Below are 19,572 nucleotides of genomic sequence, written 5' to 3'. Positions count from 1 at the left end.
TGCGCATGGCCAGGATTCTCGTCATCGACCACGACACCGTGCAGCAGTTGCTGACGGCGCGCGCGCTGCAGGGCGCGGGCCACGAGACGCTCGTCGCGAGCGAAAGCGACCGGGGCTTCGCGCTGATCCACACCGAGCGGCCCGACGTCGTGGTCAGTGCCGTGGTCATGCCGGGGCTCAACGGCTTCCAGCTCGCCACGGCGCTGCGCGCGGACCCCGCCATCGCGCACACGCCCTTGCTGCTGCTGAGCACCTTGTCCGATCGCGTGCAGATGCGCGTGGGCATGACCAGCGGCGCCGACGACTACCTGAGCAAGCCGTACAGCGCGCAGGAGCTCGTCGATGCCGTCGCGGCGCTGCTGCGCCGTCATGCGGTGCGCGCCGACACGGGCCGCCAGCAGCACCAGCAGGCATTCGCCGCCGCGCTGCGCGAGCCGGACAAGACCATGCCCGCCTCGCTGGAGGTCCTCTCCGCGGGCGCCGTGCCCTGGCTGAACGCGGTCGACCGGCACGGCCTGCTGGTGCTGTCGAATGCGACGGTGCTCCTGACCAACCTGTTCGGCGCGCTCGGCGAGGATAGCGTGGGATCGGGCATGCTCGTGGAGATGTTCCGGGCCGCGCGCGACTCGCTCTACAAGATGGGCGCGATCGCCGTGCTGCCGTACGGGGCGGAAGTGGTGGCGGTGTTCGATGCGCACCAGTACGGCACCATGGAATCGGGCATCTCGGACGCGATCGAGGCCGCGATGGCCCTGCGCCGCGCGGCGCAGACCACGCGCGGCGCCGACGCTTCGGATTCGCCCCTGGTCGTTGCGCTCGCCTGCGGCGAAGTGACGATTGCCGTGCTGAGCAAGCGAAGCGGCGACGCGAGCTGCACGATCCTGCCCGGCGCCACCGTCGCGCATGCACTCGCGTTGCGCGAGTTCGCTCGCCAGATGGGCTGGCAGGTGGGCGTCTACCAGGACGCGCTGTCGCGGTCCGCCGATCCGTCGGCCCGGATCGGGCGCGCGTTGCTGCTCAATGGCGCGCCGGTGTCGGAGCTGCTGCCGCTGGAGGCGTAGGCGCTGATAACTATGGGCGCTTGAATCTCTTGCGCGCCTGCTCCACCTTTGCCCGGGTCACGCACCCCTCGGCATGGTCATTCACCAGCCCCATGGCCTGGATCAAGGCGTGCATGGTGGTCGGGCCGACGAATTTCCACCCGCGCCTTTTCAGGTCCTTGGACAGGTCGCGCGAAGCTCGCGAGACCGGGACCGAGCGATGTGCGTCGACCTCGTGCGCAGCGGGCTCGAAGCGCCAGAAGTACGCCGCCAGCGTGTCCGTCTCCTGGACCAACTCGCACGCGCGCTTCGCGTTGTTGATCACGGCTTCGATCTTGCCGCGGTGGCGCACGATGCCCGCATCGGCAAGCAGGCGCGCGACGTCTTTCTCGCCGAAGCGCGCGACTTTGCGGAAATCGAATCCCTTGAAAGCCGCGCGGAAGTTTTCCCGCTTGTCGAGGATCGTGCGCCAGCTCAAGCCCGACTGGAATCCCTCGAGGCTGACTTTCTCGAACAGGCGATGGTCGTCCGCCACGGGGAACCCCCATTCGCGGTCGTGGTAGGCGACGTAGTCGGGTGGGGCGCCGGCGCACCAGCTGCAACGAGGTAGTCCGTCAGGACCCGGGACCGTGGATGTCATCCCGCAATGATGCCGCGTCGCGATCAGGAATCCCGACGTCGCAGCGACACCCAGCCTTCCGCGGTGTAGATCACCAGCGCCAGCCAGATGAGAACAAAGCCGGCCAGACGCGCACCGGCGAACGGTTCGTGGAACAGCCACACCCCGAGCGCGAACTGGATCGTCGGGCCGATGTATTGCAGCAGGCCGAGGGTGGCCATCGGGATGCGGCGCGCCCCGGCCGCAAACAGCAGCAGCGGCAGCGCGGTCAGCGGTCCTGCCAGGGCCAGCAGCCCGAGCAGCGCCGGATCGCCCCACACGACACTGCCAGCGTGCGCGGTCCGCCAGGCGAGCAAGCCGGCCGCCAGCGGAGCGAGAAGCAAGGTCTCGAGCGCCAGACCCTCGAGCGCGCCCAGGGGAGCGGTCTTGCGTATCAGCCCGTAGATGCCGAACGTCCCCGCGAGGATCAGCCCCACCCATGGCAGCGAGCCGGCAACGTGGGTCAGCCACAGGACGCCGGCCGCTGCGATCGCGAGCGCGTACCACTGCCCCCGACGCGGCCGCTCCTTCAGCACGAAATAGCCGAGCAGCACGTTGATCAGCGGCGTGATGAAGTAGCCCAGGCTCGCCTCGACCACACGCTCGTTGTTCACCGCCCAGACGTACACCAGCCAGTTGGTCGACAGCAGCAGTGCGCTGGTGGCAAAGGTCGCGAGCGTCCGGGGGTGGCGCACGACGTCCCGCAGCCACGTCCATCGACGCAGCACCGCGAGCACCGCCAGCACGAAGACCAGCGACCACAAGGCGCGATGAAGCACGATCTCCAGCGGGCCGGCGGCCGACACGAGATGGAAGTAGAGCGGGAAGAGGCCCCACATCGCGTACGCGAGGGCTGCTTGGAGCATGCCGGAGGACATGGTGGGGATTGTCGCTGGCGGGGTGGGCTATTGCGGGGGCGCAGGCCTGCTGTGGGCGTGGGCGCGTTGCGTATGGCCGCTTGCGGGCCGAGAGCTGGCGTCACGCTGCTACAGCGTTGGTTCAGGCAAGATCAGTTGTCGGTGGATGAGCGGTTCAGACTGGGGACGGAAGTACCACGAGGATGACCTCTAGGTCTGCCTAAGGTCAGGTCGCAGCCTCTCGCCAGCCTATGCATAACACCATGCTACCTTAGCTGCCTTTCACTCCTAGGCAAGTTGAAAGGGTCAGAAATCGTGTTCGTCTTCGTCATCGGACTCGATCGGGTTCCCGTATGAGTCCTCTTCATCCTCGTATTCAAAGACGTCGTGTAGATCGTCAAGTTCCAGCAACTGAGCGATGGTGTCGAAGTTGTAGCGCTTTAGCGCATCTGGCTTCGGGGTAATGATCGGAGCCATAGATGCGCCCGTGTCGTAGAAGCGAACCTGGCGCGTGCGCAACTCCTCGAAATGCGGATCTGCCCTCACGTGGACGTCCGACATGCCTCCCCATCCCCGAACAGCAGCTTCATAGCTGAGCATCCACTGCTCCTCCCACAGTGCGCTCGTTGTCTCGAACGCCTTCCAGCGAGAGGGGGAGGGCGTCTTGGGTAGACACCCGGTTGAATGGAGGTCCAGCAAAATCAGCGCGCAGATTGACGAATCCATCGCTGCCACCGAGTCGACATTTGCGGCCGACATTGCCAAGCCAAGCTCTTTGCAGATCCACAGGCACCATGCGACCTCGCTGTGGTGCTCGAGTGGCGCGTGCTCCGCGATAATCGAGTTCAAAAGTCGCGTCAAGCGTAGCTTTCCAATTGGGAAACCCAACTTTGAATACGTGGAAAGAAGCCTTGCAATCGACTGAAGCGTTACGGGATGTGCAGCTGCGACCAAGCAAAGTTGTGCCTCAAATGCGTCCCAGTTCTGTAGACGCAAGATCACCGAGCCGACGCGGCGCAGGGCATAAACCATGACGCCGTCGGTTGCATGACGCTTAGCGAGATCGCGCGCCAGCTCGAAATAGTGATTGATGTCGGAGCGCTGTCGCTGACCATTGGCAGCAATCGATATGCTGCGAAGGGCGAGTGTCCACGAGTCGTCTTCCAGTTCGTCGACGCGGCATATCCGAGTTTTCTCGAAATTTATTTGAAGTTCGAAGTCGCGAAGACTCCGTACCAAGTAGGCGAGCGCCCTTTCTGCATCGTCGTGCGTCTCGAAAAAAAGGTAGTAGTCATCGACGTAGCGAAAGCCGGCGAGTTTGGTTTTCAGTCTGCGCCGTAGGTCGACGTCGATCGACGTCGCGATGCACTCGGCAATGATGTGCGACGTATCCGGGCCGATCGGAAGCCCGAGTGTCTGTCCATCCTGGCCTTGGCGAATTGCCAAGTCCAACAGGTTGCCAAAAAACTTTGGCGTGACTTTCGTAGTCTTCTTGGCTGCCGACTTTCCGTGCAGGGCCCACGGAATGGAGTGCGTGTAGATAGTCGGAAAGAATCGTGAGATATCGGTCCGGAGGACGTACCGGTAACCAGCGCCTTGCAACAATCGTCGCTCGTACAGACCTTGCATGGACGGCAAGCTTGCAGCGCGATTGGAGTCGCGCCGAAAGCGGGGGTGGCTCGCGCTCATCTGCGAGCGGCGGAAATGCACGACGATGCTGGCCCAGTTGTCGACGACTGCCTTGCTCAAAAAAGTCTGAGCGATAGGGTTTGGCAAGCTCGTTGCTCGACGCTGATGTCCTGCCCGCGCGACACTGAATAATTCCGACTTCGCCCTTGGCGATGTCGGAACACCAGCCTTGGAAGGCATAGCGGACCATATGGCGTACAGGCCGGCATGGTGGGACGCTAAGTCGATTGACTTGAATGCCGGCGGCAACTGGGACGGCAGGTAGCCCAGGTTCAGGAGTCTTTCGAGTCGGTCCATACCAATGCGGTGCAGCTCCAATTCTTCTTAGGCCGAGGCCCGAGCCTCAGTGCAGAGCGTCGAGTCGCTCTGCACTGAGGCAGAGTATGACCCAGAACGCAGGAACGCCTGATCTGGGATCGCAATCGTTCTCGATCCGACGCATTGAGAAGAAGCGTCTCAGGATGCCGAGATAGAGAACCTTAAGCAGTTTCTGGTTGCCATCCACATCGGCCACAAACTTTCCTGTCGAGGCAATCACTTGTGCGCGCGCACGGCGAATGATCTCGCTGGCCGTCACATGCAGACAGCCATCAAGCTGCGCGACCTGAGCACAGCGGGAGCTTTCCCCGCCCATGCACCCCAAAGACAAAGAGGACAGTCACCGAACGGCCTCCACAACGGCACGCACTTTCGCCTTTTCGGTATCCGACAGATAGCGGAACGACTGTGGGGGCCGAAAGGACGCGCCAAAAATTTCTCTCGGGAGCACGCCCGAGCCCAGATTCACTCGCTCGCCCAGGCGGATAGCGACGCCAAACTCCTTCCCTTCCAGATAGTCGGAGAGCGCTTGCCGCGTGATGCCTCCGCCCTCGGCCAAGGCCACCTGCCATAGCGCCGTCTTCGAACCACGTACAACGTTGGCGACCTGCACGATTGCGGCAAGCCGTTGCTCGGGATGCGTGGAATAGACGACGAGCGTCTTAATTGCTCGAGTGGGCCAGACCCGTCTGAATTCCACGTTCTTTTCGCCGGACATAATTTTCTCGACGTGGACGGGATGAACCGAGATCAACGCGACATCTCCCTCAAAGGTAAAGGATGTCTTCGAACTTGTCATGGGAAATCTTTGTGATGCTCTGCGGATGCCCGCCAAGGATTCGGCGTGCCAGTAATTCCTGGAGAGGCAACGCCTGAGTCAGATGTCGCACGAACCGGAACAGGATCACCCTTGTAGGCTTGCTTGCCATCTTCTGTATCTCCGGGAGGGAATACACCGTACGCCGCTTTACGCGAGCGACGATCGCCTCGGCATCGGCCAGCGTCTCGTAGGTCTCGACGACTCCGATGCTGGTCAAGGCATGCTCGTCCACTGAACGATAGAAGAGCAAGACGTCGCCGGGGTTCATTGCCTTTAACTGTGCTTTGCACAAGTAGGCCATTTTGATGGCGTTACCCGCATAGTTGTCGCGCTGGAACAGGTGCCGCTGTTGGGTCGATGCGCCTTCGAAATCCGGGAACAGAATGTCGTGGTATTCAGGCCGGATTGGTACAACATATGCCGAAACGGACGGATCGTGGCGGAAGTGGGGGAAGTACGAGCGGAGGTATTCGAAGGGCGGAACCGAGGCCGTAGGGGCGTCAACCGGGTGATGCTTCAGGTAGACGACGTCGCGGCGTCCGCATGCGGGATGGTGGCCGACCTGCTTAAAACCGAAGTCGGCGAGCATCTCAAATAGAAAGTAGTGACGTTCCTCGTCGCCGTGGACAAAGATGTCCTGGAGGCGATTCACGCTCGCGAACTGAAACGCGGCTTTCAGGAAGAGTTCACCGACCTTGCGGCCTTGGCAGGCCGGGTCCACCTTGAAGGTCGAGAGCTTGAGGGCCGCTCCCTCAAGCGTGACGCCGTCCGCGATGCGCTCATTGTCCTGACGCTGAAAGATGCAGATGCCTCCAAGCCTGTCCTGCGCCTCCCAATGTACCCATGCGCGACACCCCTCTTCAGACTTTCGCCGAAACCACCGGTCGAAGTCGTAGCTATCGCGCAGACTGTCGAAGAACTTGGACGCCAGCAGGGGCGTCAGCTGGTAGAGCGGGACCTCCTCGATGTTCGGCAGTCTGACGCCGACCGTCTCGTGCAGGCGCAGCAGCAGGTCTTCGGCCGTCTGGATCGTAAAGACGCGGTCGAGAAGCCCTCTGGCCTTCGCCTTGTCGTGGATCTGCCGGTCCTCCGTGACGAGCGCGGATGCTGCGTGCAGTGAAAGCGCGTAGAGGATTTCATTGTCAGCGGCATCATTGCGCTTTGTATCCGGCGTGTTCCATGGACAAGGCGGCCGGTGTTCCAGCTTCGTGTACTGGCGAAGCCGCTGCAGCGTCTGTGCGCGGCGGGCGTCGTTCTTGTCTTCCTCAATATCCTCGATCGAAGCCGGGTGATATACCAGCACGTGCTTGTTCGCTGTGGCCAACCTAACGAAGTTGGCTAGACTGTCCCTCAGCGGAATGGCTGAATCCTCCAGCGGAATCAGGACATTGGTGTCAAGCAGGAAGTGCATGCGGCGGGGTGAACGTACTGCTCACGCAAGGCGGCGCAATCGCGGGCGCTTGTGAGCATCGCGTGTTCCGCAACGGTTTCAATTTTTTGCAGCCTTCTCGCGCGCATGTTAGAGCATCTGAGTGTTGACGCCTGCAGTCCCGCGATCTGGTCACGCGCGGGGCGCTGGTCGTCGGCATCGACGCGGACCAGGAGCTGCTCGCCTGTGCGCGTAGCCAAGCGATCTCCGGTGCAGTCTTCGAAGTGGGTGATATTGGCGACCCGCCCGTGCAAGGCTCTTTCGACGAGGTCCGTGCCAAGCTTCGTCCCGGCCTACTTTCCAGACCTGTCCATCGGCTGCAGGGCCGTGAGGGAGGCCCATGGCGGCGGGCGGCTCAATATTGCGGATCAGGTGATGCCGCGACCGCTGGATCGCCATCAGCCAGAAACCGCCCCCACGCCTCATCCGGCGCCGCCCGGATGCTCAACCCGCCAGGCAGGCGCAGCGACAGCGCGTGCAGCCACAGCCGCTGCACGCCGAAGTGAGCCGCGGCCGCGCGGTTGAGCGGACCCTTGCCATGCGTCGAATCGCCGACGATCGGGTGTGCGATGTGCTTGAAGTGTCGCCGCAGCTGGTGCCGGCGGCCGGTGATGGGTCGTGCTTCCACCAGGGCGGTGCGCGTCGTCGCATGGCGCTCGTCCACGCGGAACGGCCACTCGTGCGTTGCGAGGCGGTGGTAGCGGGTCAGCGCCTCGCGCTGAGGCTGGCCGGCCGAAGGTTTCTCGGGGTCCCGCGCGAGCGGGTGTTCGACGGCGCCCGCCTCCGGCGGCCAGCCGCGCACGAGCGCGAGGTAGCGCTTCTCCGTGGCTTCGAGGCCCGCGGCGAAGTGGCGCGCTGCCTCGCCCGAGCGCGCGAAAAGAAGCACGCCGCTCGTGGCCTTGTCCAGGCGGTGTACGGGAAAGAGCTTTTCGCCCAGCTGGCGTTCCAGCGTCGCGAGCGCCGTTTCCCGCTCGTGCGCGTCGAGCCGGCTCGGATGTACGAGCAGGCCCGCGGGCTTGTCGATGGCGACGAGGTCGGTGTCGAGGTGAATGATCTTCAGCATCGCGTTCGCGTCGGGGCGATGCGGGTGGCTCCGTCTGAAACGAGGATTTCTCGATGGACCGCCATCTTGGCATCGTAGCTCGGCGTGGGGCGTCAGATGATCGCCGCCGGAGGTTGCAATGCCTCGTAACGCCAGGCGGCGCGCTTAGTGGTAGTCGTCCTCCAACTGGTGCCGAACAGCGACGACCGAGACGTTCTCGGCATCCTCGATTTCGAATAGCGCGACATAGCCAGAGCGACCGAATGAGATGATCAGCTCACGAAGAAATGCATTCCCGCCTGCCTTTCGGCAAGTGAATGGCGAAGTCTGCAATGTCGCGATGCCTGCGCGGACTGCATCGAGCGCCCGCTGAGCAAGCTCCAGGTCGCCGCCGCCATCGCGCGCCATCTCTCGCTCGATGATGAAATCGAACAGGCGCTCGAGATCCTGCGCCGCATCTCGAGTAAGGCGGACCCGGAACGTCAATTGCGCTTTTGGGCTGGCCGCCTTCGAGCTGCGACAAGCTTGCGTTGCAAGTCGGCGAGCACGACTTCGGCGTCCACGTAGTCACCGCTTCTGCGAGCGGCGTCGCGGGAACGAAGGCCACGTGCGACGAATTCCGAGTGGATGCGACGCCGCTCCACGCCCGCACGAACCGATGCTTCCACGAACTGCGACAATGTCTCGCCCTCGCCAAGCACGGCTTCCACTTCGGCACGAAATTCCGGCTCCACGCGGACGGAAGGGATCGTGGCATTCTTCATTCGGTCAGTGTATCGCAGATGCGCTGCACCACGACCACGGCGCTCGAATAGACTCCACCCCGTGGGACACCTGACCTTTTGCCTCAACGTCACCCTCGACGGCTGCGTCGACCACCAGGAGGGTATTGCCGACGACGAGACGCACGGCTTCTTCACTCGCCTCATGGACGAGCACGGCGCCATGCTGTGGGGGCGCGTGACCTACGAGATGATGGAGAGCTACTGGCCTGCCGTCGCGCGTGGCGACGTCGAAGCGCCGCCTGCGATACGCGAGTGGGCCGTCAAGCTGGAAGCAAAGCCGAAGTACGTGGTGTCGTCGACGCGCAAGGACTTCGCCTGGACGAACAGTCATCATGTCGAGGGCGACCTACGAGCGGGCGTGCTGAAGCTCAAGGACGCGACCCCGGAAGGCGTGCTGCTCGGTAGCGGCAAGCTCGCAACCGAGCTGGACCGGCTGGGTCTGATCGACGAGTATCGGTTCCTCATCCAGCCGCGAATCGCCGGGCATGGCCCGACCCTGTATGCGGACGGGCTGCCAGGTACGCGAAAGCTCGAACTCGTTTCCTCGAAACCACTGCGATGCGGCGCCGTCGCCGTTCACTATCGGCGCGCGAACTGAGGCCGGGCCTTCAATCCGAATCGTTCGCAAATGCCTCGCGGAAGGCGTCCGCGAATGCACGCGATCCGCTCAAGGTGAGCGCCACCGTGACGCGCCCGCAACCTTGCGGCATGGCGACCTGGCCGCGCGCGACGTCGTAGGCGATCGCCAGCGGCTCGTCATCGTCGTCGACCGCCTGCAAGTCGAAATCCCAGTCGCCGCCGTCCTGGTCGGCCAACGGAGAGCCGAAGGCGCGATAGGCCCAGCCGAGCACCGCCTCGACTTCGGCGCCCAGGCCCGCCCGGTGTGTCGCAAGGACCGATGCCAACGCATCGAAGCTGCAGGCGCCGTCCTCTTCGTCGGACGTATCGAAAAGCAGGTACTCGAGTTGCATGCGTGGAGCATGCCTGATGATTCGTGCGACTGCGTCGAAGCAGAAGAACCGGTAATGAGCGAGGATTCCGACGAATCGGGTCCCAGCAAATTGACTGCGAGATGTAGCATGCAAGCTTGCCAGGAGTGAATTCGATGCACGCGCAAGACATGCCGTCCCTGATGGCCGAGATCGACAGCCTCGACGAGCAACTGGTCGCCCTGCTGAGTCGGCGCTTCGAACGCTCGCGCGAGATCGGCGCGATCAAGAAGAAAAATGGCCAGGCCCCTTACGACCCGACCCGCGTCCAGGATCAGAAAAAGAGTTTCGTCGAACAATGCGTTCGGGCCGGCCTCGACGAGGGCATGGCTGCTACCTTGATCGATACGATCGTGAAGCAGGTGATCGCCGAACGGCTCTCCGCGAACTAGGGCTTTTCTACAGGAAGCGATCTTCCGGCAATCGGTCGCCTGTCGCGAGGCGCCGGTTGCGATCGGTCCCGCGCCCGGTCGAACTCGAAATCCTCGTGGAACCAGTTCGGATACAGCGGACGCACCGGGCTCGCGGCATCGAGCCGGGCCACCTGTTCCGCGGTGAGGTTCCAGCCGACGGCGCCCGCGTTCTCGTGCAACTGGGCTTCGTTGCGCGCGCCGACGATGACGGTGGAGACGGTGGGTCGCTGCAGCAGCCAGTTGAGGGCGATCTGCGAGATCGACTTGCCCGTCTCCTCCGCCAGCTGCTCCAGCACGTCGATCGCGCTGAACAGGGCCTCGTTCTCGACGGGCGGGCCGAGATCCCAGGTTGCGTGCAGGCGGCTCGTCGCTTCAGGCATCACGCCGCCGCGCCGGACCTTGCCCGTCAATCGGCCCCAGCCGAGCGGGCTCCATACCGCGGCACCCAGCCCCTGGTCGCGGGCAAGCGGCATGAGTTCGAGTTCGTAGTCGCGGCCGATCAGCGAGTAGTAGACCTGCTGGACGACGTAGCGCGTGAAGTGGTGCTTCTCGGCTGCCGCCAGCGCCTTCATCAGATACCAGGCCGAGAAGTTGGACACACCGATGTAGCGGATCTTGCCGGCGCGGACGAAGCCGTCGAGCGTCGAGAGCGTCTCCTCGACGGGCGTCATCGGGTCGTGAACATGGCACTGGAACACGTCGATGTAGTCGGTGCCGAGTCGGCGCAGCGAACGTTCGATAGCGGCGGTGAGGTTGGCGCGGGACAGTCCCAGCTCGTTCGGGCCGGCTCCCGCGGGCTGGCCCGCCTTGGTCGAGACGATCACCTTGTCCCGGCGACCCTTGATCGCGGCGCCGAGCACCTCCTCGGAATAGCCGCCTCCGTAGGTGCTCGCCGTGTCGAACATGGTGATGCCCGTGTCGATGCACGCGTCGACGATCCGGCGGGCCGCATCGGGCTCGATCCCCGTGCGGCCCGGCGTGCCGGGCGGAATGAAGGTGCCCGTGCCGTAGCTGAGGGCCGGCACCATCAATCCCGAAGCGCCGAGTCTGCGATATTCCATGCGAATCCTCCCCGAATGCGCCTCAGCCCCGCGATGCCGAACGCGAGCCCGGCCGTTCGCGCTTGCGCGGGTCTTCCGTCGCCGCATCGAAATTCGCGAGCTCTTCCACCTGCGGTTCGTCCCGGAAGTTCAGCTCGATGAGCACGCCGTCCGGATCGCGGATGAACACCTGCTGCAGCTGCATGCCCGGCACCAGCCGAACGTCCACCGGCAGGTTGTCGGCCTTGATCCGGTCGATGGCCGACCGGATGCCCGAGCAGTTGATGGACACATGATCGATGGCCCCGCTGCCCTCGTCCTGCCGCCCCGACTCCGCGATGAGATGCAGCACGGCCTTGTCGTCCGCGTACAGCCAGGCGCCCGGGAAAGGCAGGGGCGGGCGGTCGCCGATCCGGAGTCCGACGTACCGCTCGTAGAAATGCACGCTCGCCGCGAGATCCTTGCAGTAGACGTTGTAGTGGTCGAGGGAAAGTGCGTTCATCTCGTTGGCATTCATGAAGCGGCGGAATCCGTCCTTAGCGGGTGATCCACTTGTTGAAACGGTCGTTGAGCATCCCCTGGTTCTTCGCGATCCATTCCCAGTCCGGGCGCGCGACCTTGGCCGCGTTCTCGGGGACCGTGGCGTAGAACTTCAGGCGCGCCGGCGGCACCTTGTCCAGGGCCGCCTGCGTGAACGTGGAATAGTTGATCTTGTTCATGAAGTTCACCTGCCCGTCGACCTCGCCGATCATGAAGTCGAGGAACTCGATGGCCTTCCTGCGGTTCGGCGCGTCCTTGAGCACCGCGAGATAGCCCTGGTCGTGCAGGGCGCCTTCCCACGAGATGTCGAAGGGCGCGCCGTCCTGGATGGCGGTGAACGCACGGCCGGAGAAGCCCATGGTCATGACGATCTCCTTGTCCCGCACGATCTGCATCATCTGCGCGGCCGTCTTCCACCACACGTTGATGTGCGGCTTGATCTGGTCCATCTTCCGGTAGGCGCGGTCGAGATCCAGCGGAAACAGGTTTTCCTTCTTCACGCCGTCGGCCAGCAGCGCGGCAGCGGGCACCCACCACGCGCGGTCGCCGGAGTCCGGCAGGGCACGCGGGCCGGGGAAGGCCTTGACGTCCCAGAAGTCCGCCCACGTCCTCGGCGCCCTGCTCTTGAAGACGTCCTTGTTGTACATCAGCAGGAGCGCGCCCGCATGGCTGGACATGGCGTAGGGATCGCACGCACCCGGCAGCGCCTTCTTCACGTTGGGCAGCGACGCGCAGTTCATCGGCGCGAGGATGTCGCGGTGCAGGATCAGGTCGGCGGCCGAGGCGTTGACGATGTCGAACTCGTACTTGCCGGTGCGCTGCATCGCCTTCACGCGCGCCCACTGGTCGTAGATCTCGATGTCGAACGGGATCACCTTCGTGCCCGTCTTCTTGGTGAAGGGCTTGAAGTAGAAATCGTCGCGGGCTTCGCGCATCGTCCCGCCATTGGCGGCGACGACGATTTCGTCCGCCGAGGCGACAGCGCCTGCGGCGATCAGCGTGAGCAAGGCGGCGCCTTGCAGGATTCGGTTCAAGAGACGCATGTCGGAGACTCCTCGGGCTAGGGCTAGGGCTAAGGCTAAGTGGATGGTTCGCTCGGGCTTCCCGTCCGCGAGCGACGTTGAAGAAGCGCCGCGGACAGCAGGACGGCGATGGACAGGCCGGTCAGGAGCACGGCGATGGCGGCGAGCATCGGCGTGATGTTCATCTGGATGTCGTCGAACATCATCCGGGGCAGCGTCTTGTCGCGGGCGCCCGCCAGGAAGTAGGTGATGACGGGTTCGTCGAAGGAGATGATGAAAGCGAAGAGCGCGCCCGAGAACACGTTCGGAAGGATGTTCGGCAGGGTGACCAGGCGAAACGCGTCGAACCGGGTTGCGCCGCAACTCATGGCCGCGGACTCGAGCGCGGGATCGATGCGCGACAGCGCCGCGCTCACCGTGAAGACGGTGAAGGGCATGGCGATGACCGAATGCGCCAGGACGTAGCCCGCCGTCGTGCCCATCAGCCCCACCTTCTGGAAGACGAGGTAGAGCGCCACCGCCAGCGCGACGTGCGGCACGATCACCGGCAGCATGAGGGTGATGCGGAAGACCGTGGCGAGGCGGCCGCCGCCGCGGACCATCGCATAGCTGGTCATCGTGCCGACCACCGAGGTCACGAGGGCGACGCAGAACGCGATGGTGAGGCTGAAGGCGGCCGCGCCCATCCAGCGCGAGTTGCTGAAGAACTCGATGAACCAGCGGAAAGAAAAGCCCTTCGGCGGAAACGTCAGGTAGGAGGTGTTGCTGAACGCCATCGGCAAGATCACGAGGATCGGCACGAGGACGAACGCGAGCACGGCGCAGACGTAGATGTTCAGCGCGAGCAATCGGACGTTCACACCGCGCCTCCCATCAGCTTGTCGAATCGCGCGAACTTTCCGAACGCGAGGACCACGAACAGGACGAAGAGCGTCAGGACGCCCACGAGCGCGGCGCCGAAGGGCCAGTCGAGCAGCATGGTGATCTGCTGCGAGATGAGGGTGGACACCATCATTTCCTGCGGCGAGCCGAGCAGCGCGGGCGTGATGAAGTAGCCCAGCGAGATCAGGAAGACCATGAGGAAGCCGGTCAGCACGCCCGGCATCGACAGCGGCAGGGTGACCTCGAGGAAGCGTCGCAAGGGGCTCGCGCCCATGATCTCGGCGGCGCGGTCGTAGTTGACCGGAATGGACCGGAGCGACCCGTAGATCGGCAGCACCATGAGCGGAAGCAGCACGTGCGTCATGGCCAGCACGACGGCCGTGCGCGTGTAGAGCAGCTTCAGCGGCCCGTCGGTGAGGTGGAGGAACTGCAGGGCTTCGTTGACCAGCCCGTTGCGCTGCAGCAGCACCGCCCAGGCCGTGGTCCGCACCAGGACCGAGGACCACATCGGCAGCACGATGCACGCGGTGATCAGGATCGACTTCGGGCCGCTCGAACGCGCCATGAGGAGCGCGACGGGGTAGGCCATGAGGAGCGATGCGACCGCCACCGTGAAGCCGATCTGCAGCGTGCGCAGCAGGATGCCGACGAAGACGGGGTCCGTGAGCGCGCGCTCGTAGTGCGCCACGGTGGGCTCGGGCTCCAGGACCGATGCGGACAGCAGGGACAGCATCGGATACAGGAAGACCAGCAGCATCAGCGTGAAGAAGGGCGCGACGAGCAGCGCGAACCCGCCGCTCGACAGGTTGCGGCCATCGGGCTGGAAGATGCGCGACACGGCGTTCATGCGCTGGCCGCCCCGTAGACGAGGGGCGCATCGGTCGGGCAATGCAGCGCGATGGCGTCCCCGACGCGATGCCGGTGCCGGTCGAGGCTGCTCGTGCGCGCCTGGATGGGCGTGCCGTCCTCGAGCGTCGCCAGGACGAGGGTGTCCGCGCCGGAGTAGATGACGTCCGTCACCCGGCCCGCCAGGCGGAGGTCGCCGGGGTTCGCCGCGAGCGACAGCCGCTCCGGCCGGATCGCCACGGTGGCGGAGCCGGGGGAGAGTTCGCCGACGACCGCTGCCGGCGGCACGCTCCACGCTTCGCCGCCGGGAAGCCGCACGCACTCGCCGGTGAACGTCGCGGGGATGAAATTCATGTCGCCGATGAAGCCGGCGACGAACAGGTTCACGGGGCGCTCGTACAGGTCGTGCGCGGAGCCGATCTGCTGCAGGCGTCCGTCCTTCAGCACCGCCACGCGGTCGGACATCGTCAGCGCTTCCTCCTGGTCGTGCGTGACGAAGACGACGCTCAGGCCGAGTTCCGCGTGCAGCCGCTTGGTCTCCAGGCGCATCTCCTGGCGCAGCTTCTTGTCGAGCGCGGAGAACGGCTCGTCCATCAGGAGCAGCCGCGGCTTGTAGACGATGGCCCGCGCCAGCGCGACGCGCTGCTGCTGGCCCCCGGACAGCTGGTGCGGCATGCGCGCGCCGTAGCCCCCGAGGTGAACGCTCTTGAGCGCCTGCTCCGCCTGCGCATGCCGCTCGGCTTTCGCGAGGCCGCGCATCTTCAGCGGGAACGCCACGTTGTCCAGCACGCTCAGATGCGGGAACAGCGTGTAGTTCTGGAAGACCATGCCCACGTTCCTGCGGTGGGGCGCGATGTGGGTGCAGTCCACGCCGTCCATCAGGATCTGTCCGCTGGTGGGGCTCTCGAAGCCCGCGATGCTCATGAGGATCGTCGACTTGCCCGAACCCGACGGTCCGAGCAGCGCGAGGAATTCACCGGGCTCGACGTCGAGCGACACATCGTCGACCGCGACCGCCGACCCGAATGCCTTTCGCAGATTGCGAATGCGGATCGCGGCGCCGGTGGACGTGCTGGGCTTCATCTCGCGCATCCGCATTCGCATCCGCTCAGATGCAGGTCTGTCCACGGTCGACGGTGATCGTCTGGCCGGTGATGTGCGCAGCCGCCGCGGAAGCGAGGAACAGATAGGAGCCGACGTGATCGGCCGGATCGAGCAGGCCGGGATGCAACGCCATGTTCCGCGCCGCGAGCTGCTGACGCTCGAGCGGCAGGGACCGGAGGTTGGTGTCGGTCGCCGAACTGCCGGGGCACACCGCATTGACGGAAATCCCCAGCGGGCCGAGGTCCTTGGCGAGGCTTTTCACCATGCCCAGGATCGCGTGCTTGGACGCGGCGTAGCCGGAGTGCTTCGGCGACCCGAGCCGGCCGGAGATCGACGACGTGAAGATGATCCGCCCGCCGTCCTTCATGTGCGGCACCGCCGCCATCGCGCACCACCAGGTGCCGACGACGTTGATCATCAGTTGCTTGACGAAGGTGTCGTAGTTCTTCGCCGACCGGTCGTCGGAGGGCGTGTCCCAGAACACACCCGAGTTGTTGACGAGAACGTCGATGGAACCGAGCCTGGCGAACGCCGCATCGACGGCGTCGCGGTCGGTGATGTCGAACTGGATCGCCTCCACCTTTTTCGCGGTGCCCTGGTTCAAACCCGCCTGCGCTTCGAACACGCTCTCATGTTCGGAGGTGATCGTGACCCGGGCGCCCTGTTCCTGAAACCCCTTGGCGATCTCCAGGCCGATACCCCTGTTGCCACCGACGATCACGACGTGACGATCATTCAGGCCGAAATTCATTTGAACGTGTTTCCTTGTGTGGGTCGTCTTGCACGCTGAGGCAAGAATATCTTTGGAAGGCGCGGTGGGCGCGCCCGATTCGAACCAATCGCGGGATTGGTTCAGCGTTGCGGAAGATTGACGGCGACGCCGGTCAGCTGCTTCGCTGGGACCGGTTGGAGATGGCGGGACCCACGGTCGTGCTCACGCCCAGCATGTGCTGGTGCATGGCTGCCTTGGCGCCCTCGCTGTCGCGCTCGGCGATGCAGTGGATGACGGCGGCGTGTTCGCGTCCGTAGCGCGCCGTCAGGGCGGGGTCGAATGCGGAGGCCCGCTTGATGGTCCAGCGCGGGTGCGCCTTGATGCGCAGGAGCTGGTCGATGGTGTTGATCAAGAGGCCGTTGCCGCTCGCCTCGACGATGGCCCGGTGCAGCAGCTCGTCCCACCTCTCCCAATCGGCCCAGTTGGTCGACGTGTCCGCGCGCGCCGAGTACTGCCGCATCATGGCGATGTCCGCCTCCTCGGCCCGCAGCGCCGCGAGACCCGCCACGATCGGCTCGACCAGCGAGCGCATCTCGAACAGTTCATTGAGGGTCGTCGCGCCACCGAGCGATTCGGGCCGAGATTGGATGGATCGCGGCCGGCCGCCGACGAAGGTGCCCATGCCGACGCGGCGCCAGATGCGGCCCTCGTCTTCCAGCTGCTTCAAGGCCTGGCGGACTTTGCCGCGCGGAAGATTGAGCGTTTCCGCGAGTTCGCGCTCCGGCGGCAGGCGGCTGTGCAGCGGGTAGGTGGCGGAGGTGAGAAGGTCGGCCAGCGGGTTCGCGGCCACGGGGGCGCCGGTGGAACGGGCGGACGACTTCATGGGTCAACCTTATCGCGTTTCAGGGGCTTGTCGCAATCGACGATATCCCGCGCGCTCAGTGGTAATCGTCTTCGAGCTGATGCCGGACAGCGACAACCGAGATGTTTTCGGCATCCTCGATTTCGAACAAGGCGAGGTAGCCTGAACGGCCGAACGAGATCACCAGTTCACGCAGGAATGCGTTGCCGCCTGCCTTCCGGCAGGTGAAAGGCGACGTCTGCGAGGTCGCGATACCTGCTCGAACTGCATCGAGAGCTCGTTGGGCAAGATCCAGGTCGCCGCCACTGTCGCGCGCAATCTCTCGTTCGATGATGAAGTCGAACAAACGCTCGAGGTCCTGCGCGGCGTCTCGAGTGAGGCGTACCCGGAAGCTCAATTTCGATGCTTGGCAGGCCGTTTGCGAGCCGCCACCAGCTTGCGCTGCAAGTCGGCAAGCACGACTTCCGCGTCCACGTAGTCTCCGCTTCGGCGAGCTGCATCGCGAGATCGAAGCCCACGCGCGATGAATTCAGACTGAATGCGCCTGCGCTCCACGCCGGCCCGAATCGAAGATTCGACGAACTGCGACAAGGTTTCGCCTTCGCCAAGGACAGCCTCGACCTCGGCACGAAATTCCGGCTCGACGCGGACGGAAGGGATCGTGGCGTTCTTCATGCGGCCAGTGTATCGCAGATGCGCTGCAAGCAGGCGCTCAGCGCTTCCGGCGGCCGCCGCGCTAGCGGCCCAGCGAATCGACGAAACCTTGCAGGAACTGCTTCAGCTGCTCCTTCATCTTCTCGTCCACCATGGCGCCCGACGCATCGAACACCTGGCCGGCGCGCGACACCATCAGGCGGCGGTCTAGTTCCACGGCATCGAGGGTTCGCTGTCCGATCGACTTGGACGCGATGTGCGCCTCCACCAGATCCCGCCCGACTACTTCGATGGCCTTCTCGAGAAGGGCGTCGATGGCGCCATCGCCGAGGCTGCGGAACAATTCATCCTCGAGCGCGCGCCCGGCTCGCCAGGTAAGTGTTTGGCCGCCCAGCGATTGGTAGCCTGCAACGACCTCGGGGGTCGGGGCGTTGTCTGCGTCTACGAAGACGAGTACGCGGTAGCCGAGCCGCAGGAGCGCCATGCCACGGGTGAAGCACCAATCCGGGTTGCTTCCGCCAACGTCGACGTAGGCGCCGCCCAAAGCGAAGAAAGATGGCCTACCCTTGCCGACCCAGAACTGGTCCAACCCACGCGCCAGGCCGACCTCGCTGGCACCCTCGCAGACGACGACCGACTTGGCCAGGAACGCTTCCGGGTCCGCGCGAAGAGTGCTTTGGACATCATCGGCGATGCCTACCTCCAGAACGTAGTGCTGCCCCGCGTGAGCACGGACGACGCAGACCTGGTTTCCTGAGAGTTCGCGGACGGCCACTGGCGAGTGACTTGTCATGAAGACCTGTAGCGGCCATGCTGGATCTTTGACGCCCATCGAGTCCAGAAGGCGGGTCAAGCGGTGAGGCTCAAGACCGTATTCGACTTCGTCGACCAACGCAATCGTCGCGGTGCCAGCGGCCATCCGTTGCAGGCCGGCGATGAGCAGGCGTGATGAACCGGTTCCAGCGATCGCAGAGGAACACCTTCGGCGTTGTGTAGGGCAATGGCGCCATCCCCGATGGAGACCGAATGTGCGTCCAGCAAGGCTTGGGCCGACGGGCCGACGGGGACACTAAGCAAGTTTGCAGTCTGGGTAACTCGCTGAAGGGTGGACGCGAGTTGGGCGCCTGCCTGGTTCCCGAAGTTCGCTCGCGCCTCACGCGCTGCGCGCGCAAGCTCCGCCCCGAGGTTGGGCTGCTCGTCGGTCAGGCGATCAGGACCTAGCCCCGGGTCCAGGACAGGTTTGTGTTTGCGTAGCTCCCGATGCGCGCCGGCGCGAGCGCGGTTCGGACTTCCAGGCAAGAATCCGCTCTAGGGCCTGTTGCTCAGCGCGTTCGGAGAACGGCGTCCACGAGGGCTCGAGGTCGCTCGTGACCTTCAGGCGTAGGGTCAGAACCGTTTCGATGTGAGCACGGGGCTCATCTTCCACTCGAACGGTCGCAGAGTCGTAGCCGCGCAAGAATTCAGCGTGGCTCTCCAGGTTCTTCAACTCGTCGGAAAGACCGCCAAGCGTCACGGGGATGACAATGGGCTGGGTAACGTCCAGCTGGAAGAAGTCCGTGTCTCCAAACGGCGCGCTACTGCGAGCGCCTACACAGAGGTCAATGGCGTCGATGATGGTGGACCCGCCACCGTCACCCGGGCCGACGAGACAGTTAATGCCGGCCGAGAGATACCAATCGAGAACTTGGATTGAACGGAAGTTGCGGATTTCTAAGCGGCGGATTCGCGCCATAGCTCTCCCTGGGGGAGTGTCCGATTTTTCGTGTGCGAGGCGGTTTTCTGAATTCGGTATTGGCTTGATTCTCTCAGTGTTTTCAGGCCCCTGCCAGGCCGCTGGAGGCGCCCTGGACGGGTATGTACGCAGATTCAA

General features: G+C 64.2%; 25 protein-coding genes. 3 read left to right on the top strand and 22 right to left on the bottom strand.

The window, feature by feature from the left end:
• Positions 1-5 precede the first annotated feature (5 nt).
• A complete protein-coding gene (locus AB7E83_RS18145; RefSeq protein ID WP_428571941.1) occupies positions 6-1,061 on the top strand; it encodes a response regulator transcription factor in 1,056 nt (351 codons plus the stop codon).
• Positions 1,062-1,071: 10 nt separating this feature from the next.
• Here AB7E83_RS18145 and AB7E83_RS18140 read toward each other — a convergent pair whose 3' ends face one another.
• From AB7E83_RS18140 to AB7E83_RS18100, 9 genes are all read right to left on the bottom strand, one after another.
• Entirely contained in the window at positions 1,072-1,680 is a 609-nt protein-coding gene (locus AB7E83_RS18140; RefSeq protein WP_428571939.1) for a DNA-3-methyladenine glycosylase I, read from the bottom strand.
• A gap of 23 nt (positions 1,681-1,703) precedes the next feature.
• Complete coding sequence (rarD, locus tag AB7E83_RS18135) at positions 1,704-2,576, bottom strand: EamA family transporter RarD (protein WP_428571937.1); 873 nt, start codon at positions 2,574-2,576, stop codon at positions 1,704-1,706.
• 285 nt (positions 2,577-2,861) lie between these two features.
• Positions 2,862-4,562, bottom strand: a complete 1,701-nt coding sequence (locus AB7E83_RS18130; RefSeq protein WP_428571935.1) for an RNA-directed DNA polymerase — start codon at positions 4,560-4,562, stop codon at positions 2,862-2,864.
• 25 nt (positions 4,563-4,587) lie between these two features.
• On the bottom strand, positions 4,588-4,821 hold the full coding sequence (locus AB7E83_RS18125; protein WP_428571933.1) for a hypothetical protein: 234 nt from the start codon (positions 4,819-4,821) through the stop codon (positions 4,588-4,590).
• An 81-nt stretch (positions 4,822-4,902) separates the two neighbouring features.
• Complete coding sequence (locus AB7E83_RS18120) at positions 4,903-5,361, bottom strand: hypothetical protein (protein ID WP_428571932.1); 459 nt, start codon at positions 5,359-5,361, stop codon at positions 4,903-4,905.
• Positions 5,330-6,793 (bottom strand): EVE domain-containing protein, encoded by a 1,464-nt coding sequence (locus AB7E83_RS18115; RefSeq protein ID WP_428571931.1) that lies wholly within the window; start codon positions 6,791-6,793, stop codon positions 5,330-5,332. Before AB7E83_RS18115 ends, AB7E83_RS18120 begins: the two co-directional genes overlap by 32 nt.
• Positions 6,794-7,166: 373 nt before the next feature.
• Positions 7,167-7,874 (bottom strand): pseudouridine synthase, encoded by a 708-nt coding sequence (locus tag AB7E83_RS18110; RefSeq protein WP_428571929.1) that lies wholly within the window; start codon positions 7,872-7,874, stop codon positions 7,167-7,169.
• A 144-nt stretch (positions 7,875-8,018) separates the two neighbouring features.
• A complete protein-coding gene (locus tag AB7E83_RS18105) occupies positions 8,019-8,339 on the bottom strand; it encodes a type II toxin-antitoxin system RelE/ParE family toxin (protein ID WP_428571928.1) in 321 nt (106 codons plus the stop codon).
• Entirely contained in the window at positions 8,336-8,617 is a 282-nt protein-coding gene (locus tag AB7E83_RS18100; RefSeq protein WP_428571926.1) for a YlcI/YnfO family protein, read from the bottom strand. Before AB7E83_RS18100 ends, AB7E83_RS18105 begins: the two co-directional genes overlap by 4 nt.
• 61 nt (positions 8,618-8,678) lie before the next feature.
• Here AB7E83_RS18100 and AB7E83_RS18095 point away from each other — a divergent pair, with 61 nt between their 5' ends.
• Positions 8,679-9,236, top strand: a complete 558-nt coding sequence (locus AB7E83_RS18095) for a dihydrofolate reductase family protein (protein WP_428571924.1) — start codon at positions 8,679-8,681, stop codon at positions 9,234-9,236.
• A 10-nt stretch (positions 9,237-9,246) separates the two neighbouring features.
• Here the strand turns inward: AB7E83_RS18095 and AB7E83_RS18090 are convergent, their stop codons facing one another.
• Positions 9,247-9,609 (bottom strand): hypothetical protein, encoded by a 363-nt coding sequence (locus tag AB7E83_RS18090; protein ID WP_428571922.1) that lies wholly within the window; start codon positions 9,607-9,609, stop codon positions 9,247-9,249.
• A gap of 134 nt (positions 9,610-9,743) precedes the next feature.
• Between AB7E83_RS18090 and AB7E83_RS18085 the strand changes: the two genes are divergently transcribed.
• Positions 9,744-10,019 carry a chorismate mutase gene (locus AB7E83_RS18085; RefSeq protein ID WP_428571920.1) on the top strand — a complete coding sequence of 92 codons (276 nt, stop codon included), beginning with the start codon at positions 9,744-9,746 and terminating at the stop codon, positions 10,017-10,019.
• On the opposite strand, the gene AB7E83_RS18080 is transcribed toward AB7E83_RS18085, so the two are convergent.
• The 12 genes from AB7E83_RS18080 to AB7E83_RS18025 form a co-directional block, all read right to left on the bottom strand.
• The gene (locus tag AB7E83_RS18080) at positions 10,016-11,101 is read right to left on the bottom strand and encodes an aldo/keto reductase (RefSeq protein WP_428571919.1); all 1,086 of its coding nucleotides are present in this window, start codon (positions 11,099-11,101) and stop codon (positions 10,016-10,018) included. The genes AB7E83_RS18085 and AB7E83_RS18080 overlap by 4 nt on opposite strands.
• Positions 11,102-11,123: 22 nt before the next feature.
• Positions 11,124-11,582, bottom strand: coding sequence for a VOC family protein (locus tag AB7E83_RS18075; protein WP_428571918.1), 459 nt, complete (start codon positions 11,580-11,582; stop codon positions 11,124-11,126).
• Between the two features lie 34 nt (positions 11,583-11,616).
• Positions 11,617-12,663 (bottom strand): extracellular solute-binding protein, encoded by a 1,047-nt coding sequence (locus tag AB7E83_RS18070; RefSeq protein ID WP_428571916.1) that lies wholly within the window; start codon positions 12,661-12,663, stop codon positions 11,617-11,619.
• Positions 12,664-12,698: 35 nt separating this feature from the next.
• The gene (locus tag AB7E83_RS18065; protein WP_428571915.1) at positions 12,699-13,502 is read right to left on the bottom strand and encodes an ABC transporter permease; all 804 of its coding nucleotides are present in this window, start codon (positions 13,500-13,502) and stop codon (positions 12,699-12,701) included.
• Positions 13,499-14,371 carry an ABC transporter permease gene (locus tag AB7E83_RS18060; protein WP_428571914.1) on the bottom strand — a complete coding sequence of 291 codons (873 nt, stop codon included), beginning with the start codon at positions 14,369-14,371 and terminating at the stop codon, positions 13,499-13,501. The genes AB7E83_RS18065 and AB7E83_RS18060 overlap by 4 nt, the downstream gene beginning before the upstream one ends.
• Complete coding sequence (locus tag AB7E83_RS18055; protein WP_428571912.1) at positions 14,368-15,453, bottom strand: ABC transporter ATP-binding protein; 1,086 nt, start codon at positions 15,451-15,453, stop codon at positions 14,368-14,370. The genes AB7E83_RS18060 and AB7E83_RS18055 overlap by 4 nt, the downstream gene beginning before the upstream one ends.
• Before the next feature lie 25 nt (positions 15,454-15,478).
• On the bottom strand, positions 15,479-16,225 hold the full coding sequence (locus AB7E83_RS18050; RefSeq protein WP_428571910.1) for an SDR family NAD(P)-dependent oxidoreductase: 747 nt from the start codon (positions 16,223-16,225) through the stop codon (positions 15,479-15,481).
• Between the two features lie 133 nt (positions 16,226-16,358).
• The gene (locus AB7E83_RS18045; RefSeq protein ID WP_428571909.1) at positions 16,359-17,069 is read right to left on the bottom strand and encodes a FadR/GntR family transcriptional regulator; all 711 of its coding nucleotides are present in this window, start codon (positions 17,067-17,069) and stop codon (positions 16,359-16,361) included.
• Positions 17,070-17,124: 55 nt separating this feature from the next.
• Complete coding sequence (locus AB7E83_RS18040; RefSeq protein WP_428571907.1) at positions 17,125-17,445, bottom strand: type II toxin-antitoxin system RelE/ParE family toxin; 321 nt, start codon at positions 17,443-17,445, stop codon at positions 17,125-17,127.
• Complete coding sequence (locus AB7E83_RS18035; protein ID WP_428571905.1) at positions 17,442-17,723, bottom strand: YlcI/YnfO family protein; 282 nt, start codon at positions 17,721-17,723, stop codon at positions 17,442-17,444. Before AB7E83_RS18035 ends, AB7E83_RS18040 begins: the two co-directional genes overlap by 4 nt.
• Positions 17,724-17,784: 61 nt before the next feature.
• Entirely contained in the window at positions 17,785-18,669 is an 885-nt protein-coding gene (locus AB7E83_RS18030) for an ATP-dependent nuclease (protein WP_428571982.1), read from the bottom strand.
• A gap of 243 nt (positions 18,670-18,912) precedes the next feature.
• The gene (locus AB7E83_RS18025; RefSeq protein WP_428571903.1) at positions 18,913-19,434 is read right to left on the bottom strand and encodes an ATP-dependent nuclease; all 522 of its coding nucleotides are present in this window, start codon (positions 19,432-19,434) and stop codon (positions 18,913-18,915) included.
• Between the last annotated feature and the right edge of the window lie 138 nt (positions 19,435-19,572).

Source organism: Ramlibacter sp., from assembly GCF_050250995.1.
Classification (GTDB): domain Bacteria; phylum Pseudomonadota; class Gammaproteobacteria; order Burkholderiales; family Burkholderiaceae_C; genus Ramlibacter.
This window is presented reverse-complemented; position numbering and strand designations above follow the sequence as displayed.

Coding starts and splice junctions, on each gene's coding strand:
- AB7E83_RS18055 (WP_428571912.1), bottom strand. CDS start 15,453: ATGAAGCCCAGCACGTCCACCGGCGCCGCGATCCGCATTCGCAATCTG.
- AB7E83_RS18025 (WP_428571903.1), bottom strand. CDS start 19,434: ATGGCGCGAATCCGCCGCTTAGAAATCCGCAACTTCCGTTCAATCCAA.
- AB7E83_RS18075 (WP_428571918.1), bottom strand. CDS start 11,582: ATGAACGCACTTTCCCTCGACCACTACAACGTCTACTGCAAGGATCTC.
- AB7E83_RS18080 (WP_428571919.1), bottom strand. CDS start 11,101: ATGGAATATCGCAGACTCGGCGCTTCGGGATTGATGGTGCCGGCCCTC.
- AB7E83_RS18060 (WP_428571914.1), bottom strand. CDS start 14,371: ATGAACGCCGTGTCGCGCATCTTCCAGCCCGATGGCCGCAACCTGTCG.
- AB7E83_RS18115 (WP_428571931.1), bottom strand. CDS start 6,793: ATGCACTTCCTGCTTGACACCAATGTCCTGATTCCGCTGGAGGATTCA.
- AB7E83_RS18100 (WP_428571926.1), bottom strand. CDS start 8,617: ATGAAGAATGCCACGATCCCTTCCGTCCGCGTGGAGCCGGAATTTCGT.
- AB7E83_RS18050 (WP_428571910.1), bottom strand. CDS start 16,225: ATGAATTTCGGCCTGAATGATCGTCACGTCGTGATCGTCGGTGGCAAC.
- AB7E83_RS18070 (WP_428571916.1), bottom strand. CDS start 12,663: ATGCGTCTCTTGAACCGAATCCTGCAAGGCGCCGCCTTGCTCACGCTG.
- AB7E83_RS18045 (WP_428571909.1), bottom strand. CDS start 17,069: ATGAAGTCGTCCGCCCGTTCCACCGGCGCCCCCGTGGCCGCGAACCCG.
- AB7E83_RS18140 (WP_428571939.1), bottom strand. CDS start 1,680: ATGACATCCACGGTCCCGGGTCCTGACGGACTACCTCGTTGCAGCTGG.
- AB7E83_RS18120 (WP_428571932.1), bottom strand. CDS start 5,361: ATGACAAGTTCGAAGACATCCTTTACCTTTGAGGGAGATGTCGCGTTG.
- AB7E83_RS18085 (WP_428571920.1), top strand. CDS start 9,744: ATGCACGCGCAAGACATGCCGTCCCTGATGGCCGAGATCGACAGCCTC.
- AB7E83_RS18145 (WP_428571941.1), top strand. CDS start 6: ATGGCCAGGATTCTCGTCATCGACCACGACACCGTGCAGCAGTTGCTG.
- AB7E83_RS18090 (WP_428571922.1), bottom strand. CDS start 9,609: ATGCAACTCGAGTACCTGCTTTTCGATACGTCCGACGAAGAGGACGGC.
- AB7E83_RS18035 (WP_428571905.1), bottom strand. CDS start 17,723: ATGAAGAACGCCACGATCCCTTCCGTCCGCGTCGAGCCGGAATTTCGT.
- rarD (WP_428571937.1), bottom strand. CDS start 2,576: ATGTCCTCCGGCATGCTCCAAGCAGCCCTCGCGTACGCGATGTGGGGC.
- AB7E83_RS18110 (WP_428571929.1), bottom strand. CDS start 7,874: ATGCTGAAGATCATTCACCTCGACACCGACCTCGTCGCCATCGACAAG.